General features: G+C 61.4%; 19 protein-coding genes. 11 read left to right on the top strand and 8 right to left on the bottom strand.

Going from position 1 to position 17690, the window contains the following annotated elements; all coding sequences use genetic code 11:
• Positions 1-14: 14 nt before the first annotated feature.
• From U0023_RS11060 to U0023_RS11095, 8 genes are all read left to right on the top strand, one after another.
• The gene (locus U0023_RS11060) at positions 15-524 is read left to right on the top strand and encodes a flagellar basal body-associated FliL family protein (protein ID WP_009493112.1); all 510 of its coding nucleotides are present in this window, start codon (positions 15-17) and stop codon (positions 522-524) included.
• Between the two features lie 72 nt (positions 525-596).
• Positions 597-1334: a flagellar type III secretion system pore protein FliP gene (gene fliP / locus U0023_RS11065; protein ID WP_009493111.1), complete on the top strand. Its 738-nt coding sequence runs from the start codon at positions 597-599 to the stop codon at positions 1332-1334.
• 118 nt (positions 1335-1452) lie between these two features.
• Positions 1453-3090 carry a flagellar basal-body MS-ring/collar protein FliF gene (fliF, locus tag U0023_RS11070; RefSeq protein ID WP_040639264.1) on the top strand — a complete coding sequence of 546 codons (1638 nt, stop codon included), beginning with the start codon at positions 1453-1455 and terminating at the stop codon, positions 3088-3090.
• Between the two features lie 254 nt (positions 3091-3344).
• The gene (locus tag U0023_RS11075; protein WP_322883783.1) at positions 3345-3737 is read left to right on the top strand and encodes a hypothetical protein; all 393 of its coding nucleotides are present in this window, start codon (positions 3345-3347) and stop codon (positions 3735-3737) included.
• Positions 3738-3743: 6 nt separating this feature from the next.
• Entirely contained in the window at positions 3744-4955 is a 1212-nt protein-coding gene (locus U0023_RS11080) for a MotB family protein (protein WP_009493108.1), read from the top strand.
• Between the two features lie 65 nt (positions 4956-5020).
• Complete coding sequence (locus tag U0023_RS11085) at positions 5021-6217, top strand: hypothetical protein (protein WP_052600715.1); 1197 nt, start codon at positions 5021-5023, stop codon at positions 6215-6217.
• Positions 6218-6444: 227 nt separating this feature from the next.
• Positions 6445-7617: a flagellar hook-length control protein FliK gene (fliK, locus tag U0023_RS11090; RefSeq protein WP_195904240.1), complete on the top strand. Its 1173-nt coding sequence runs from the start codon at positions 6445-6447 to the stop codon at positions 7615-7617.
• Complete coding sequence (locus U0023_RS11095; protein WP_083861496.1) at positions 7562-8185, top strand: transglycosylase SLT domain-containing protein; 624 nt, start codon at positions 7562-7564, stop codon at positions 8183-8185. Before fliK ends, U0023_RS11095 begins: the two co-directional genes overlap by 56 nt.
• A 25-nt stretch (positions 8186-8210) precedes the next feature.
• Here the strand turns inward: U0023_RS11095 and U0023_RS11100 are convergent, their stop codons facing one another.
• From U0023_RS11100 to motA, 8 genes are all read right to left on the bottom strand, one after another.
• Positions 8211-8918, bottom strand: a complete 708-nt coding sequence (locus U0023_RS11100; RefSeq protein WP_009493104.1) for an AprI/Inh family metalloprotease inhibitor — start codon at positions 8916-8918, stop codon at positions 8211-8213.
• 20 nt (positions 8919-8938) lie between these two features.
• Entirely contained in the window at positions 8939-9442 is a 504-nt protein-coding gene (locus U0023_RS11105; RefSeq protein WP_009493103.1) for a hypothetical protein, read from the bottom strand.
• Positions 9439-10503 carry a flagellar biosynthesis protein FlhB gene (flhB, locus tag U0023_RS11110; RefSeq protein WP_009493102.1) on the bottom strand — a complete coding sequence of 355 codons (1065 nt, stop codon included), beginning with the start codon at positions 10501-10503 and terminating at the stop codon, positions 9439-9441. The genes U0023_RS11105 and flhB overlap by 4 nt, the downstream gene beginning before the upstream one ends.
• Before the next feature lie 84 nt (positions 10504-10587).
• On the bottom strand, positions 10588-11616 hold the full coding sequence (locus U0023_RS11115) for a flagellar motor switch protein FliG (RefSeq protein ID WP_154661250.1): 1029 nt from the start codon (positions 11614-11616) through the stop codon (positions 10588-10590).
• A 14-nt stretch (positions 11617-11630) separates the two neighbouring features.
• A complete protein-coding gene (fliN, locus tag U0023_RS11120; RefSeq protein ID WP_009493100.1) occupies positions 11631-11993 on the bottom strand; it encodes a flagellar motor switch protein FliN in 363 nt (120 codons plus the stop codon).
• An 11-nt stretch (positions 11994-12004) separates the two neighbouring features.
• Complete coding sequence (locus U0023_RS11125; protein WP_009493099.1) at positions 12005-12319, bottom strand: hypothetical protein; 315 nt, start codon at positions 12317-12319, stop codon at positions 12005-12007.
• A complete protein-coding gene (locus tag U0023_RS11130) occupies positions 12300-13232 on the bottom strand; it encodes a flagellar motor switch protein FliM (RefSeq protein ID WP_009493098.1) in 933 nt (310 codons plus the stop codon). The genes U0023_RS11125 and U0023_RS11130 overlap by 20 nt, the downstream gene beginning before the upstream one ends.
• Positions 13232-14113 (bottom strand): flagellar motor stator protein MotA, encoded by an 882-nt coding sequence (gene motA / locus U0023_RS11135; protein WP_009493097.1) that lies wholly within the window; start codon positions 14111-14113, stop codon positions 13232-13234. Before motA ends, U0023_RS11130 begins: the two co-directional genes overlap by 1 nt.
• Before the next feature lie 201 nt (positions 14114-14314).
• Between motA and flgF the strand changes: the two genes are divergently transcribed.
• From flgF to U0023_RS11150, 3 genes are all read left to right on the top strand, one after another.
• Positions 14315-15040, top strand: coding sequence for a flagellar basal-body rod protein FlgF (flgF, locus tag U0023_RS11140; protein ID WP_009493096.1), 726 nt, complete (start codon positions 14315-14317; stop codon positions 15038-15040).
• Positions 15041-15048: 8 nt separating this feature from the next.
• Positions 15049-16371: a flagellar protein export ATPase FliI gene (gene fliI / locus U0023_RS11145; RefSeq protein ID WP_009493095.1), complete on the top strand. Its 1323-nt coding sequence runs from the start codon at positions 15049-15051 to the stop codon at positions 16369-16371.
• Positions 16372-16467: 96 nt separating this feature from the next.
• Entirely contained in the window at positions 16468-17670 is a 1203-nt protein-coding gene (locus tag U0023_RS11150) for a flagellar hook protein FlgE (RefSeq protein ID WP_009493094.1), read from the top strand.
• Positions 17671-17690: the final 20 nt, after the last annotated feature.

Here is a 17690-nt window from a genome sequence, read left to right on the forward strand (position 1 = left end):
AGGACGAGAGAAGAATGGCCAAGGCTCTAGCACTTCCTGCGCCCGACGGCGGCACGCAGAGCAAAGAAGGATCGCTCCGGTGGCTCCTGACGCTCGGGCTTCTGACCCTTCTGTCCGCCGCCATCGGAGGCGGGTTCGGCCTGGTCATGGTCTCGGGGATCGAGCGTCAGGTCGAGGAGAAGTACAAGGCGCTGCCACAGAAGACCGAGGTCGCCAGCCCTTACAAGGGTGCTATCGCGATCAAGCAGCTCGCGGCCGTCGTGACCAATCTGGCAGGCTCGCAAAGCGATTGGGTCAGGCTAGAAGCTTCCATCGTTTACAAGCCCGGCGAGGAGCAGCATCCGGACGTACTGGCATCGGAGACGAGGCAGGATATCCTGTCCTATATGCGCACCGTATCGCTGGCGCAGATCCAGGGGCCGAGCGGGCTCCTTCATTTGCGTGAGGATCTCAACGAGCGTGCAAGACTGCGCTCGAAGGGCACCATCCAAGAGCTGGTGCTTGAAACCCTGGTTGTACAATAGGACGAAGCTTCTGCTGCATTCGCAGGTCGTTTATGCGGATGCCTTACATATTCTTGAAAGACATAGTGACCGATGCCCTTTCGTTTCATATTCACTGGTGCATTCCTTCTGACGGCAACGAGCGCCCACGCGCAGATCGCCGGTCTCGAATCGCTTATCCCCGCCGGCGACGGCGCAGTCAGCGGGCGGATCATTCAGCTCGTCGTTCTTCTGACCGTGCTGTCCCTGGCGCCGGGTCTGCTGATCATGGTGACCAGTTTCACCCGGTTCGTCGTGGCTTTCTCCTTCCTGCGTTCGGGGTTGGGGCTTCAGAGTACGCCCGCCAATCTGTTCCTCATCAGCCTGTCTCTGTTCATGACCTTCTTCGTCATGGGGCCGACCTTCGACCGGGCCTGGAACGACGGGGTCAGGCCTCTGACGGAAAACCAGATTTCCGAGGCGGAGGCGTTTACCCGAACGACGGAGCCCTTCCGCGAATTCATGATGACCCATGTGCGACCCAAGGATCTCCAGATGTTCACCGATCTGGCGGCCGTCAATTATCCCCGGCCCAGCGAGGGCGAGAAGATCGACCTCCGGATCCTGATCCCGGCCTTCATGATCTCGGAATTGAGGCGAGGGTTCGAGATCGGGTTCCTGATCGCCCTGCCTTTCCTCGTCATCGACATGATCGTGGCCACTCTGGTGATGTCCATGGGCATGATGATGATGCCACCGACCGTTCTGGCTCTTCCATTCAAAATCCTATTCTTCGTCCTGATCGATGGGTGGAACATCCTCGTGAGCGGCCTGGTACGATCGTATTTCTGAGCGCCGCCATGCCCTGCAAGTCAGGAAAGAAGACTTCAGGCAAAGGGGCAGCAACCTTCGCACAAGGTTGACGACGCACAAGTGATCTCGACACCTCTTACCAGTACCGAGATTCTCTATGCCTGGTCGTCAGCACGCTGAAAGATTGTGGAGTAGTTTGATGCAGCTTGGCGCCCGCCGCCTGGCTGCCTTGGCCGCGATCGGTCTTGCCGTTTTCCTGTCCGTCGGCATCGGCACCTATTACCTCAGCCGGCCGGCTCAGGAGATGCTCTATACAGGGCTCGACCGCGAGGATGTCGGGCGGATGGGAGCCGTCCTGAAGGATGCAGGCATTCCCTTCGATGTGAGCACCGACGGAACTGCCCTCCTCGTCAGCTACGGCAACACCGCTCAGGCCCGTATGCTGCTGGCCGAGAAAGGGCTGCCTCACAGCACGAAATCCGGCTACGAGCTCTTCAACGATCTCGGCTCGCTGGGCCTCACGTCCTTCATGCAGGAAGTCACCAAGGTTCGAGCGCTCGAAGGCGAGCTGGCTCGGACGATCCAGGGCATGAAGGGCATCAAGGCGGCACGCGTCCACATCGTCCTGCCGGATCGCGGCTCGTTCCGCCGCGACCAGCAGCCGCCCTCGGCCTCCGTGGTCATTCGCACGGTGCCCTCTGACGATGCGTCGTCCGCACAGGCCATCCGGCATCTCGTCGCGGCCGCCATTCCCGGCATGGCTGTCGACAAGGTCACCGTCATGAACACGGACGGGACGCTCCTGATGTCGGGCGACGATGCCGCCAACGCCTCGACGGGCAAGATGGCGCGCCTCGAGAAGACGGTCGGCCTCGAGATTCAGGACAATGTGCGCCGCACGCTCGCGCCTTATCTCGGAACCGGCAATTTCGAAGTCAGCGTGGCAGCCCGACTGAGCACGGACAAGGTCAGTACCAACGAGACGATCTTCAATCCCGAATCGAAAGTCGAGCGTTCGACCCGGACGATCAGGGAGACCGAGGTCTCGCAGAACAAGAGCGGCCAGAAGCCCACCACGGTTCAGCAGAACCTGCCGGACGAGAATGTCCGGAGCGAATCGGGCGACAGCGCGAGCGAAGACAACCAGCGGCGTGAAGAGCTGACGAACTACGAGATCTCGTCGAAGACCGTTCAGACGATCAGTGACGGCTACCAGATCAAGAACCTGTCCGTCGCTGTCCTGGTGAACAGGTCTCGCATCACGTCTCTTCTCGGTGAGAATGTGACTTCGGCCGAGATGGACGCCAAGGTCGCCGAGATCGAGCAGCTCGTCTCTTCGGCCGCAGGCTTCAGCAAGGACCGCGGCGATCAGATCAAGGTGGCGGCCGTCAGCTTCGTCGACGACGGCGGAATGCTTCAGCCGGTTCAGGGGCCGTCTTTGACGGAAATCCTCATGCGCCAGTTCGGAACGGTCGTGAACGCGCTGACGATCCTCGCCCTGTGCGCCATGATGATCTGGTTCGGCTTGCGTCCGGCCGTCCGGATGCTCATGGCTCGCCATCAGGCTGAGCTCGAACTCCAGCGCGAGCAGGCGGCAGCTCTGGCGGCAGCGGAGGCCGAAGAGGCTCTCGAATCCAGCAGGGAGACTGCCCTGCAGGTGGCGTCCGAGCTTGACGAGCAGAACCTGATAGAGATGCCGAGGACGCCGCAGCGCAAGCTCGAGCAGATCATCGAGTTGAGTGAGGAGCAGGCCGCTGCCGTTCTGAAGCAATGGCTCGGGCGGGAGGCCGCGTGATGGCCGGGACTCTTGCCAGCCTCCTGGCGGATTTCTCGAGTCCGCCCGCTGGAGCACCATCCGGGATCAGCCTGCTGCGCACTATCAAGGTCGCGCCTGAGCCGACCCCGGAGTCGCCCCCGCCGCCCGCGGTCGACCGCCACGCGGAGATCGTTACGTCGGTCGAGGCACGAGTCAGGACCGAGGAACGGGAGGCGGCGCGCCGAGAACTCGAAGACGCCATAGCGGCAGAGAGGGCCCGCTACCTGGAGGACATGAACGAGAAGCGTGCGATCTGGGTCGAGCAGCAGGCTCTGCAACTCTCATCTCAGATTGCCGCCACGCTCGATCGTCTCGAAGCCGATCTCTCGGCGAAGGTCGCCAACATCCTCAGGCCTTTTGTGGCGGAGGCTTTTCGGCAGCAGGCGCTCGCCGAATTCAAGGAGGTGCTTGCGACATTGCTGTCCGGCAGCAACGCACGTCTTTTGAATGTTTCCGGTCCGGAGGATCTGCTCATGGCTTTGCAGGGCAGTCTCGGACCCTCCAGGAATATGATCGAGTTTACGCCCGGCGAGCATGTCGAAGTGAGCGTGAAGGCACAAGATACGCTGGCTCAAACGCAATTGAATGCCTGGTCGGCCCGACTGTTCCAGGCGTTGGAAGGCTGATGATCGATGCCGAATTCAAGTAAGCAGGAGATCGTCATCGTCCGTCGGAACGACGATGGCGAGGATGTCGTCAAGGGTGGCGCATGGAAGATCGCGCATGCGGACTTCATGACGGCTATGATGGCGTTCTTCCTCGTGATGTGGCTCATCGGTATGACCGATGAGAAAACCCGCAGCGGCGTCGCCAATTATTTCAATCCGGTCCAGCTCGCGGAATCGACCCCGAACAAGAAGGGACTCGACGACCCGCAGGACGTGCCGCCCGACAACGAGACGGACAACACCAAGGACGGAAAGCAGAAGGGGAGCGGCGAGGGAACCGGCGGAAAGTCCCACCAGCTGCGCAAGCCGCGCTTCAAGGAGGGAGCTCTCTTCCAGGATCCTTACGCCGTGCTGGCCCGGATCGCCGAGGAGGCCGATGTAACCCCCTATGACACGCTCGGCGCCGACGCGACGCCGGGCGACACGGAGGTGCCTGGCCTCAAGGCGGGCGAGGCGTTCAGGGACCCGTTCGACCCTCTGTACTGGCAGGTCGCGCCAGTCGACAAGCTGAAGATGGATCCGGCCCCGAAGCCAGGAACGGCAGCGCCTGCTCCTTCGAAGGCGATCATGGACGTTGTCGCCGCTCTGAGTCAGAAATCTCCAGCCGCAGGTAACCCGGATACGAAGGCTCCCGCGTCTGCGCCTGTATCGAACGGAACTCCGCCCGATGCGGTGGCGCAGCCTGCGAGCAACGATCCGAGCGCGGCAAATGCAGTCGACCTGAAGGCGGCGGAGCTCAAGCGGGACATCATGAAAGCCGTTCAGCCGGCCAAGGATACATCGCCACAGCCGCGCATCGACGTTCGCCGGACCGGAGCGGGAACGTTGATCAGCCTGACGGATGATTTCGACTTCACCATGTTTGCCGTGGGCTCGGCGGAGCCCCATGCGAAGGTCGTGCGAGCCATGGCCGAGATCGCGAAGATCCTGCAGTCGCGTCCGGGGAAGATCGTCATCCGGGGCCATACGGATGCCCGGCCCTTCAAATCGGCCAATTACGATAATTGGCGGCTGTCTCAGGCGCGAGCCCAGATGGCTCTGTACATGCTCGTCCGTGGTGGGCTGAACGAGGGCCGGATCGTGCGGGTCGAGGGACATGCGGATCGGGATCCGAAGATCCCGAGCGATCCGAATGCGGATCAGAACCGCCGGGTCGAGATCCTTCTGCAGGAGTGATCACGATGATAAGTCGCTCATTCCCTCTAATTGCGATGTCGGTGTGTCTCGGCGCAGGCGCGGCCATGGCCGAGAACACCGGGCCGTCGGAGGTTCCTGCAGAGCAGAAGGTCGAGGCCGTCGGCGTCCCCAGTCCGGTGCAACTGGTGAGAACGTTGCACCTGATGCAGGACCAGATCGCCGTCGGCTCGACGGAGGCTCACGTCGCGCAGCGCGGCCTGTTGGGCATTCTGGATGACAGGTTCATGAACCTGGAACCCGAGACCTGGCAGTCAGGCAAGAATGTGCAAGCGGCCATATCGTTCGTCCTCAGCGGCGGAAATCCCTCCATCCTGAGGAAGCTCCTGGGACTGGGTGCCTCCGTGATTGCGGAGAGCGATCGTCCTCTGGTCGAAGGTGCGCTCGCCTATGTCGAGGGCAGGGAGGATGCGGCCCAGAGCGTGCTTGCATCCGTGGATCCCCGCTCCCTTCCTCCCATGCTGGGTGCGCAGCTGGCCTTGGCCCAGTCGGCGCTCATCGTGCGTAAGGACGCGGCGAAATCCGATGAGTTGCTGGATTTCGTCCGGCTTCAGGCGCCGGGGACCCTCCTGGAAGAGGCAGCTCTGCGCAGGCAGGTCTTCATTGCCAGCCAGACCGGCAAGATGGAGAAGTTCCAATCGCTCGCGACCGATTACCTGCGACGATACCGCCACTCGATCTATGCCGGCAACTTCCGACAGCGTTTGGCTTCCGCGCTGACGCGGATCGATTTCGGGAAAGAGGCGTCGCGCTTCGACGGGTTCGTTGCGATGATGTCCGAGCTTGAACCCGAGGCGCGACGCGATCTGTATCTCCTCGCGTCGCGCTCGTCGATCGAGCAGGGCTTCACCAAATCGGCCCAGATGCTGGCCGACAAGGCCCGGGAGCTCGCCGGGACGGATCAGGAGAGCAGGGCAAGGGCCAAGCTCTATCGGGCGGCGTCGCTGATCACGTCGCCGCAATCCATCGACGGCGCCGTCAACGAGTTGCGCAGCATCGACAGGTCGAATCTGACGGCGAGCGACGTGAGCCTGCTGGACTCCGCACTCGCGATGGCGGACCAGATTCGCAGAGTTCCCGACGTTCAATCCCGCGTGGCTACTCCGGCGAAACCGGAGGTGACGAAAGTCGCCGCAGAGGCACCCGTGAGCGCTTCCGCCCCTGCGCAAGGGCTGGAACAGCTTCAGGCCCTATCCAAAGCACGTGACGCTCTGAGGCGCGTCGACAAGTTGATCAAGAACTAGGCGTTAGCAAGCCGATGAGCCGATTAGACCTTCTGTCACAGACAATGCCGAGGCTTGCGGACGCTCAGTCGCGCAACCCGTCTTCGAGCACGGACAATCAGGGCGATGGACAAGTGGCCGCGTCCGATTTCGGTTCGCTCCTGGATGGATTCTCCGGAAGGCAGCCAAGAGAAGGCTTAGGGCCATCCCAGCTCGGTCCGACTCTGCTGGGCCCTGAAGGGGACAAGGTGATCTCGATAGCGGGAGAGGTCGATGCCGATCCGTTGCAGGATCTTCTGCCCGAGGTGTCGTCGCGCGAGGATGCCGACGATGGCTCGGCTGTTGAAGCTGGAAATTCCGCCTTCGCGATCATCGAGAATCTCCTTCCTCGCATCCTGGCGCGAACCGGCAACGGAGGCCATGCCGATGCAGGGCGTTCCGGAACATCCTTCGCGTCGCCCTCCTTGGCCATGATGCAACCGGACTTGGAGGACCTGAGCCCGACGAATGCGGGCCTTGGATCGAAGCTCGCCGTATCGGTTCAAAACCAGGAAGCCCATTTCAAGCCCATCATTGAAGGATTGACCGGCGCTCCGACGGATTCGGGACTGCCCCTTCCAAGTGAGGAAATCGGGCAGATGCCGGTGAACCCGCTCCAGGAGAAGCTGAGGAGCGGTGGCGTGAAGGGCTTACAGCCCGACAGCACCGATGAGACGCTCCAGGCAGTAGCCGGGGCGGCTGCCGATGCAGAGGTTGCTGTGACCGACGATGAGCGCGGAGCCGTCAGGAGCACAGCCTCGGATCGCATGATGGATCGCTTGGACGTCCAGAAGCAGGCACCGATCAATGGGGCTAAGAGCGAAGCTGCTTCTCTCCCGTCCTCCACGCTTCAGCACCTTGCAAGGTCCATCGTCGAGGATGCCAAAGGGATATCCGAGCCTCAACATCCCGCCTTCCAGCACGACGGCCTGAACCGGGTCGCCACGGCAAGAGCCTCAGCCGGGGTCCTCAGGGTCCTCGATCTTCAACTGAAGCCGGCGGAACTAGGCCTCGTGACGATCCGAATGCGCCTTTCCGGCGACAGCATCGAGATGGAAATCCAGGCTCAGCACGAGGAAACGGCTGAGCTTCTGCGAAACGACGCCGACAAGCTGTCCAGTCTTCTGCGCGTGTCCGGCTATCGTCCGGACGTGATCAACATCCAATCAGCCGAATCTGCCTCCCATGACCGTTCATCGTTCCACCGTCCGCAACAGGGAAGCACGGGAAATCAGTCCTTCGATCAGGGCGCTGCCGCGGGGCAGGGCAACTCCTCACGCCATCAGGGAGACCGTTATGGCACCAGCGGACGGGACGTCCATCCGGATGGGAGCGAAGGTTTGGCTTCTGGCGGCAGCCGCTCTGGCGGGATCTATCTCTAGCGCCTGGATGGTTGCTCCGGCTTTTGCCCAGTCGCCGTCCGGCATGTGTGAAAGAGAGATGATGCGCGCGTCGTCGAAATACGGCGTGCCGATCGGCATGCTCTACTCGGTCGGCCTCACCGAGACGGGGCGGCGCGGCAGCCTGCAGCCCTACGCCATGAACGTCGAAGGAAAAGCCGTGTTCTCGAACAGCGCGGCGGAAGCGATGCAGCGTTTCGAGGAGGCGAGCCGCAGCGGTGCGAAACTCATCGATCTCGGCTGCATGCAGATCAACCACCTCTATCATCGTGAGAACTTCCCGTCCCTGGCGAGCATGCTTGATCCGCGCACGAACGTGGAATATGCGGCCCGCTTTCTCAGAGAGCTCAAGACGCGCCACGACACTTGGACGATGGCCGTCGCGCGTTATCATGCTGGCCCGAACAACGATCCTGCCCAGAAACGATATGTCTGCCGCGTGATCGCCAATATGGTTGCAACCGGCTTCGGCCAGTGGACGCCGGGAGCCAAGACGTTCTGCGCCGACGCGCCAGGCTTGGGCAGCGGGCAGACCGCCTCGGACGGCTGACACTGCCATCCGGGCGATCCGTCTGTTAGCGCGACATTCTGATTTCGGAGCCGGAGCCGCTCAGCGTTCCGGAAAGGGCTGCTTCCGCGCCTGACAACCGGCCAACCACGGTTCCGCGCGAGAAGAGGATGACCTGGTTCTCGCGAAAACTCCATCCATTCACGCTGCGGACGGCCTCATCCTTGCAGCCCTGCGTCGAGGCTTTGTAGAGGTCGAGGGAAGGCACGCTGGTGAGCTGAACCTTGCAGGAGGTTGCCCCGACACTGACATTCCAGGTTCCTGCATACGAGGTTGCACGCTGAGACGGGGTGAATACTCCTGGAGGGTTCGACTGGAGTTCCGTGTAGACCGGAGGCGTTGCGAGCGGCGGCGGGTTCGGCGTAGGCGGATAAGGTGCCGCGAGGGGTACCGGCTCAAGAGGAGCCGCGACCGTCCTGTCTTGCGACGGGGGAAGAGAACCCATATCGGCTTCGAAGCGGACTTCGCGCCGCCTCTCAGGACGTATGCCGGGAGTTTCAACGATTTCCACGGAAGGAACCGCGGGTTCAACGATCACGAAGCCGGGCGGTTCGGGAAGCCGGCGCCCCCAGGGAGAGGCGTATTCCGGATAAGCTCTACGGGCATATCCCTGGGCCCAAGGTCCCTGACTGTATGAAGGGTCGGTCGAGCTGCAAGCCGCGATTGCGGCCGTCAGCGTCAACAGGCTCGCCGCATTGAAACAGTTGCGCAGCATCGGAAGACCTTCTCTGATGCTCAATGGCGCATGGAGCCGGCGGGGCAATACGGCGATTTGAATCGGGCCGGGAGAGGCCGCAAGCGGGCGGATGAGAGAATCCTTCCAAAGAGCGATGGATTGAAATCCACCTTGCGGAGAGCCGCTTCCAGCAGAACTTCGCTGATTTTGACGCCGATGTAACAGCTGCTGAAAATGAGTTGGAAGAAGACTGTCACGGAATCGTGATTGAATTCCATGTCGAGGGCGATGCTGGAGGCATCCTCCCGGCCAGAGCCGACTTGGGCGACATACCCGTATGACAATGTCCGACCCTTGAAATAGAGCTCGGCCGAAGAGTTCACCATCTCGTCCATGTTTCCATGCAGCTGATTGTCGGCATAGAAGCGGATGATCTCAGGATCCGTGAGACAGAAATCGGCGATGACATCCTTGATGTTGCAGGCCAGGACCTCCTCGAACGCTTGAATATCCCAATGCTCTCTCAACGGAGCAGCGGCTTCGACGGCGCGAAGGCTTCTCATTTAGACCTCGTGAGGATGTAGAACAGGATCTGGGCGACTGCTTTGTAGAAGTCGGGAGGAATCATCCGGTCGACTTCGACATGATCATACATGGACCTTGCGAGAGGCTTGTCCTCGATCACGGGCACGCCGTTCTTTTCGGCGATCTCGCGGATCTTCAGCGCGATGAGATCCTTGCCCTTGGCGACGACGATCGGAGCGCTGGCCTCGCTGCGCTCGTAGCGCATGGCGATCGCGAAATGGGTCGGGTTGGCGATCACGAAGGTCGCCTTGGGCACGGCGGCGAGCATGCGCTTGCGGCTTCGATCCTGGGCCAGGGAGCGCATCCGCGCCTTGACCATGGGATCGCCCTCCATCTGCTTGTACTCTTCCTTGACCTCCTGCTTCGTCATCTTTAGGTCGCTGTGCCACTTGAACCGGGCCCAGAGCAGGTCCGCCGCCACAAGGACGATCGTCGCGATCGCGATGGCGGAGACAAGCCGCATGGCCATGGTCAGCATCAACTCCGGAAGGAGGGAAGGATCGGTGAACATGGCATTCAGAACCTTGTATTGCTCCGACTTGAGAAGCAGGATGCTGACGAGCGTCATTGTCGCGAACTTGAATAATGACTTCGAAAATTCCACTAAGCCCTGACGACCGAAAATCCGGTTCCAACCGCTCACGGGTGAAATTCTGTTCCATTGCGGCCTGATCCGCTCCGTGACCAGGGACGGCACATTCTGCAGGATCGATGCCGCAAGGCTGCAAGCCGCCAGAATGATGATCGTCGGAATCAGGAACTGGCCGGCTTCGAGAGCGACGGCGTGGATCAGCGCGATGGCGTCCGAGCCGGAATCGAGCCGGAAGTCCTGAGGGCGGTTGACGAAGAGCGAGAGCTTTTCCGTCAGGGTCTTGGTGGTGCCGCGTGCGGCGAAGGCCAGGACGATCAGGATGCCCACGATGGACGCAAACATGGGTGCTTCTCTCGAGAAGGGAATATTCCCCTTCTCGATGGCGTCCCGGACCTTCTTGTCGGAAGGCGCTTCTGTTTTGCTGTCCTTGTCGTCGGTGTCAGACATGATCCGAGGTTCGGCTGCTAGAGCATCGGACCCGAGAGCGGATTACGCATCTGGGGCAGGCTTCGTTCCGTTGCGCACGATGCACTAGAAGTACGCTTCTTCCTCGTTCTCCGAATTGATGACGATCTCTCCCCGACCCGCCATCTCCAGCGCGAGATCCGTGATGGTGCGTCTGGCCTCGGCGATGTCGCGATGAGCCGACGGCTCCTTGCTGTTGAGCTCGTGCTCGATCATGCGACGGACGCGCGAGGAGAGGGCCGACAGGACCACCTTGCGGAAATCGTCGTTGGTGCCCTTCAGGGCCAGGACGACGCGATCCGGAGGGACTTGGTCGAAGAGGGTCGTGCGGTCCTTCGGTGTGAGCTTCACGATATCGTCGAAGGTGAAGAGCAGGCCTCTGAGAATCTCGGCCGATTTCGGGCGAACGGACGAGAGGTTCGTCAGCACGTCCTCCATGTGATCGCGCTCCATCTTGTTGATGATGTCGGCGATCTTCGCGTGAGTGTCGGAGCCCGCATTCTTCGAGAAGTTCGCCATGAAGTCGTCGTGTAAGGTCTTCTCGATGTTCTTCATCGTCTCGTCGACGATGGGCTTCATGCTCAGCATGCGGCGCATGAGGTTGTTCCGCAGCGGCTGCGGCAGCTGCGTCATCACCTTCGCGGCGCAGGAAGGCTTGACCTTCGACAGGATGAGGGCAGCCGTCTGCGGATGCTCCTTCATGAGATAGGATGCGATCGCGCCTTCGCTGACGGTCGAGATGCGTTCCCAGATGCTCCGGTTCGCATTGCCCACGACCTCGCTCATTATGCTTGAGATCTGCTCCGGGCTCAGGATTCCGGTCAGAAGCTTCTCGATATGGGCGGCGCCTCCGATCAGGTCCGCGCCGTCGGAGAAGTTCGAGGCAAACTCCTCGACGAGCTGCTCGATCTGCGTCGGGGAAACGGGCCCGAGCTGCGCAGCGGATTTCGTGACGAGACGAATCTCCTCTTCGCTGAAATGCTTGAGGATCCTGCTCGCGGCAGGTTTCCCCATGGCGAAAAGGAGGGTTGCGACACGCTCGGGCCCTTTGAGGACCTTCGTGCCATTCGCCTTCATGGGAACGTGAGCGACCATGCCGAAAAGCCGATTTAGCCGTTAAGATCGTTGGTGGGCGGACCGACGATTTCGGTCAGCGAAATGCCGAAACGGGAGTTGTCGTCTTCGACGACCACGACCTCGCCGCGGGCGATGATGCGTCCGTTCACGACCACGTCGACCGGCTCTCCGACCCTGTGATCGAGGGGCACGATCGCGCCGCGTCCGAGCTTCATCAGGTTGGCGACAGGCATGGTCGCGGAACCGAGAACGACCTGGATCGTGACGGGAATGCGCAGGATCGAGTCGAGGTTTCTCCCGCTCCCCAGCTTGTCGTCGTTCAGGCCCGCGCCGTCGAAGGCGTTTTCCTGCTGCCATACGGCTTTGTCTTGCTTGGGATCGAATGGATTCGTCATGAGAGCGGACCTTATGAGTTGATGGTGCCGGTGCGCGGCTGCGATTGCTGGCGAGCGTCTCGAAGAAGAGCTTCGAGACGCTCGGAAACGGCCTTCGCTTCTTCGATGCGCTGGCCGAGAAGGACGAGTGTCTCCTTGCCCTCGGTGCCGAAGCTCGTCACGGCGTTCTGGGCGGCCAGAAGGGCAGATCCGGTCTTGTCGAAGATCTGCTGATACTCAGCGTGATAGCGGTCGAGCTTGCGAAGCTTCCGGTACATCACTGCGACCATGACGCTGGTCGTCACGAGGGCAAGGAAGAGAATGGTGTTAGCGAGGGAGGACGTCATCGAGAAACTCTTTTTCCTGATCGATGAGTTCATCGACTTTGAGAACGTAGGAGCCCTCCGACTGGCCGATATGGCACCAGAAGAGGCCCTGCTGATTGCTTTCGAGCTTGACGCGGCTGCGTGGCGTCGCCTGCAGCTCGATGACGTCGCCGATCTTCAGGTCGGCGATCTCGCCGAGCGAAAGGAAGCGCTCCTCGAGAACGGCCTTGAGCGTCACCTCGGTCTTCTTCACCTCGGTGGCGATCTGCTTCATCCAGCGTGGATCGCGGCCCGACGATTCGCCGGTAACCACCTGGGAGAGGGCCTTGCGCATCGGATTGAGGACCGATTGCGGGATGATGACGAACATTTCTCCGCCGCGATTGAGCGCCTGGAGTAGGAATTTCGCCGCGACGGCCTGATTGTTCCGCCGCCCGATGACCGCGAAGTCCATGCGGGTTTCGATGCGCTCGAGCTTGAACTTCGTGTCGACGATCGGCGAGAACGAGGCCTGCAGGGCCTTTGCGACCTGCTCGAAGAGGGTTTGCGCCATCTTGAGCTCGATGTTCGAGAAGCCCCGCGCTTCCTCGACCGGCGGCTCCGAGCCGTCGGACCCGAAGAGAACCTCCACCATCGTGTAGATGAAGTCACGGTCGAAACCGATCAGGATATGGCTGTCCCATTCCGGAGCGTGGAAAATGCCCGCAACCGCGTTGGCCTCGTACATCTCCAGGATCTCGGTGATGCGCCCGCTCTCGAGCCCGCTCAGCGAGTAGTACATGGGCGAGGCCGCCATGTGACGCAGATGCTCGGCGCAGCTCGTCGACATGCGGTCGAAGATCACATGGAGCATCGGCAGGCGGTCGAGGGAAAGACCCGCCGCGTCCAGCAGCATGTCGCGGATGTCGGTGGCGCTTTGTGATCCGCTCATCATCACGCGGCCTCTTTCAGGTCTTCTGCGCGTCCGCCCGTGGTCGTGGCGGCTTCGACTTCGTCGATGGTCGGGCGATAATCCACGGAGATGCCCTTGCGGCCATGCTCCACGGCAATCTGGGGAAGGGCGCCGTTCATGTAGGCGATGAGCGCCTGCTTGACGATGACGTAGACGCGGGTCTGCTTCTCCCGCGTAGCCTTCACCTTGTTCGCAAGCGGCGACAGGAATGCGTAAGAGATGAAAATGCCGCCGAAGGTTCCGACGAGCGCCGAGGCAATGAGGCCGCCCAGGATGGTCGGCGATTGATCGATGGCGCCGAGAGCCTTCACGATGCCGAGTACGGCCGCGACGATGCCGAGGGCGGGGAGCGCTTCGGACACGGTGTTGATGGAGTAATAGGGTTTCGTGCGGTCGCGCTTGAGGGTCGCGATTTCTTCTTCCATGAGCGCTTCGATTTCATGGGGACGAGCATTGCCGATGATGATCAGGCGCGCATAGTCGCAGATGAAAAGGGTGAGGTCCTTGTCCTTCAGCACGCTCGGGAACGCCTTGAAGATGTCCGACTCTTCCGGCTGGTCGATATGCCCTTCCACCTCATTGCGCGGCTTGTTCTTGAGTTCCCGCATGAGAGCGTAGAGTAGGCCCAGGATCGAGAGGTAATGGTCTCTCTTCGGAACGGTCCCGGTGATCGCCTCGCGGGCGGCCCGGCCGGTGTCCTTCACCAGCGGCATGGGGTTTGCGATGATGAACGTGCCGATCGCGATGCCGCAGATGATCACGTATTCCCAAGGCTGCCATATCACAGCCAAGTGACCGCCCATGGCGACATAGCCGCTCACGAGCGAGCCAATGGCGACTGCCAATCCGATCAAAACGCCCAACGTTGTGGTCCCTTTTGCGAAAGTCCAACCTGCTGACGATGTCTTAATCCCGGAGGCTTGCGCGAAGCTGGAAACGGAGGGGCAAGCCTCGTGCAAGGCTGTCCGGCTAATCCTCAGGCTAGGTTCATGCGGCAGACGGAAGCCGCGCCATGAAGGTCGCCAAGCGTTCGCCCTCATGAGAGAAAAGGCCGGAGCTCCTCGATGCAATCCTCGCTCTATGTCGCACTTTCGGCCCAGGTGGCCATGGAAAAGCGCCTCAATACGATTGCGAACAACGTTGCAAATATGAATACGGGTGGCTTCCGGGCCGACGAGGTGAAGTTCGAGGAGATCCTCTCGCTTGCGGCCAAGGAAAACGTGTCCTTTGCGTCTTCCGGACATAACTACGTGTCCCGGCGGACTGGTCCCGTCGTGAAGACCGACAATCCGCTCGATGTCGCCATCCAGGGCGAGGCCTGGTTCGCGTTCAGCGGCCCCAATGGCGCTGTCTATACCCGGGACGGGCGCTTCAAGATGAACGAGAACGGCGATCTCCTGACCGTCGAGGGCTACCGGGTTCTGGATGCCGGCGGCTCCCCCATCGCCCTCGATCCGATGGGAGGCGCCCCGACCATCGGTCACGATGGAACGATCACGCAGGGAACCAACCAGGTCGGAGCGATCGGTCTCTTCAATTTGCGCAATGACAGCCGGCTCAGCCGCTTCGGAAATTCCGGCGTCACGTCGAGCATTCCGGGCGAGGTCGTTCAGGACTTCAACTCCAATGGCGTTCAACAGGGCTTCAGCGAAGGTTCTAACGTCAATCCCGTGCTGGAGATGACGAAGATGATCGCGGTTCAACGGAACTTCGACAGCGCCGCGACGACGATCCAAGAGAGTGAGTCGACCTTCATGGATGCCATCCGGTCCCTTGGTCCCAGCACCTGACGGCCGTGATGAACGCACTCCAAAGGCTTGAAGAGTTCGTTCTGGCCGAAACGGCCGGACGACGAAAGATTCAGATCAGCGGCACCATTCGCGAAGTGAATCCCGGCTATTACCGTGTTGCGGGCCTGTCGCAATTCGTGAAGCTCGGGGACCGCGTGGGCTTCTCCTCCGATGGAAGGACGCAGACCGGAGAGGTCGTCCGAATCGATGACGGTGGCGTCACGGTAAAACCCTTCAACGGACGCATCGAAGCCGGGATCGGAACGGCCGTCTTTATCGTGAGCGACACGGGCCTCAGGCCGGATCAGACGTGGCGCGGGCGGGTCATCAACGCGCTCGGCGAACCGCTGGATGATCGCGGGCCGCTCATCCCGGGCCACGATTCGGTCCGGAACGACGCCGAGCCGCCGTCCGCCATGACGCGGGCAAGGGTCACGATGCCCCTGAAAACGGGCGTCAAGGCCATCGACCTGTTCACGCCGATCTGCCAAGGGCAGCGCATCGGCATCTTCGCGGGCTCGGGCGTCGGAAAGTCCACGCTTCTGACCATGCTGGCCAAATGCGAAGGCTTCGACACGATCGTCGTCGCCCTCGTGGGAGAGCGCGGTCGCGAGGTACGGGAGTTCCTGGAAGGCCCCATCCACGCGAACCTTCACAAGTCGGTCATGGTGGTGTCGACCGGAGACGAGAGTCCGATGATGCGGCGCCAGGCGCCGCGCACCGCGGTTTCCATCGCGGAGTACTTCCGCGATTGCGGGGATTCGGTCCTGCTCATCGTGGATTCGGTGACGCGTTATGCCCATGCGGCCCGCGATGTGGCCCTGGCGGCCGGGGAGCCAGCCGTGGCCCGTGGCTACACGCCCAGCGTCTTCAGCGACTTGCCCCGCCTTCTGGAGAGGGCAGGGCCCGGGGCCGAGGGGAAGGGCTCCATCACAGGCATCTTCTCCGTTCTCATCGACGGCGACGATCATAACGACCCTGTCGCCGACAACATTCGCGGAACGCTCGACGGTCATATCGTCCTGGATCGCGCAATCGCCGACCAGGGGCGATATCCGGCCATCAACGTTCTCGGATCGATCTCGCGCCTGGCCGATCACGTCTGGTCGCCGGACCAGAAGGAGCTGGTGCGCCGCCTCCGGGGAATGATCGCGCGGTTCGAGGATACGCGCGATCTCAGGCTGATGGGCGGCTATCACCCGGGCAACGATCAGGAGTTGGACCAAGCTGTCGTGATCGTCCCGAAGATCTACGAGGCGCTTCGGCAGGATCCGTCCATGCCTGCCAGCCGTGACGCCTTCATGGATCTGGCCCAAGCCCTCAAGCAATAGAGTCGATCACGTTTCGCATCACCATCCCTGGAATGGAACACAGCTTCGCACAAGCGTCATGGTGTTAGGTCCAGTTTGAAACCGTAGGAGCTTCAGATGAGTCTTTATGGCGTTCTTCGTAGTGGCGTTTCCGGAATGAACGCCCAGTCGAACAAGTTGGGTACCGTCGCTGAGAACATCCAGAACTCGAGCACCACTGGATACAAGCGCGCCTCGACCGAGTTCTCGTCTCTGATCCTGCCGTCGAGCGAAGGAAACTACAATTCCGGCTCCGTCACGAGCCGCGTTCGCTACACGATCGCCGAGCAGGGGCCGATCGCCTACACGACATCTCCTTCGGATCTCGCGATTTCTGGCAACGGCTTCTTCGTCGTGACCGATCCGGGCGGATCTCCCTACCTGACCCGCGCCGGCAACTTCGTCAAGGACGGCCGGACAGGCAATCTCGTGAACGCCTACGGCTTCACCCTCATGGGATACAAGCTGGGAGAGGGAGCCGTTAATCCCTCCCTGAACAGCCTCGATGGCGTCGTGCCTGTCAACATGTCCTCGTTCGCCATGCAGGCCAGCGGCTCCACGAAGGGAACCTTCAAGGGCAATCTGCCCGACGGCGCCGACGTTGCCGTGCCTCCCGCGGTCACGAAGCAATCCTCGCTTCAGGTTTATGACAAGGTCGGCAACCCGATCAAGATCGACATCTCTTTGTCGAAGATCAGCCCGACCGAATGGAGCATCACGGTCGCCAACGGCTCCGACCCGGCATCTCCCCTGACCGGCACGACTTCGATGAACCTGACCTTCAACGCCGATGGTCAGATCACCGGTCCTGCCGTCCTGAGCTTCGGCATTCCCGGCGGCGAGCCCTTCGACCTCGACATGTCGGGCATGACCCAGCTGGCCGGCGAGTACAACGTCACCGGTCAGGCGAACGGCAATGCGCCGTCCGCTGTCAAAGACGTCGAGTTTGCTTCGGACGGTACGGTCTACGCGGTTTATGAGGACGGCACCCGCGTCGGCGCTTATCGGATCCCGCTCGCCAATGTCTCGAGCCCGGACAATCTGAGCCCCCGTGCCGGCAACGTCTACGAGACGACGGCCCAGTCCGGCGGCTACCAGGTCGGCTTCCCGGAAATGTCCGGCTTCGGGTCCATCGCGTCCGGCGCTTTGGAAGGATCGAACGTCGATATCGGCACCGAGCTGACGGCGATGATCGAGGCTCAGACCAGCTATACGGCGAACTCGAAGGTCTTCCAGACGGGATCCGAGCTGCTCGACGTTCTGATGAACCTGAAGCGGTAACGCGCTCCCCTTCTGCTCAA

The organism is Microvirga lotononidis (genome assembly GCF_034627025.1).
GTDB lineage: Bacteria > Pseudomonadota > Alphaproteobacteria > Rhizobiales > Beijerinckiaceae > Microvirga > Microvirga lotononidis.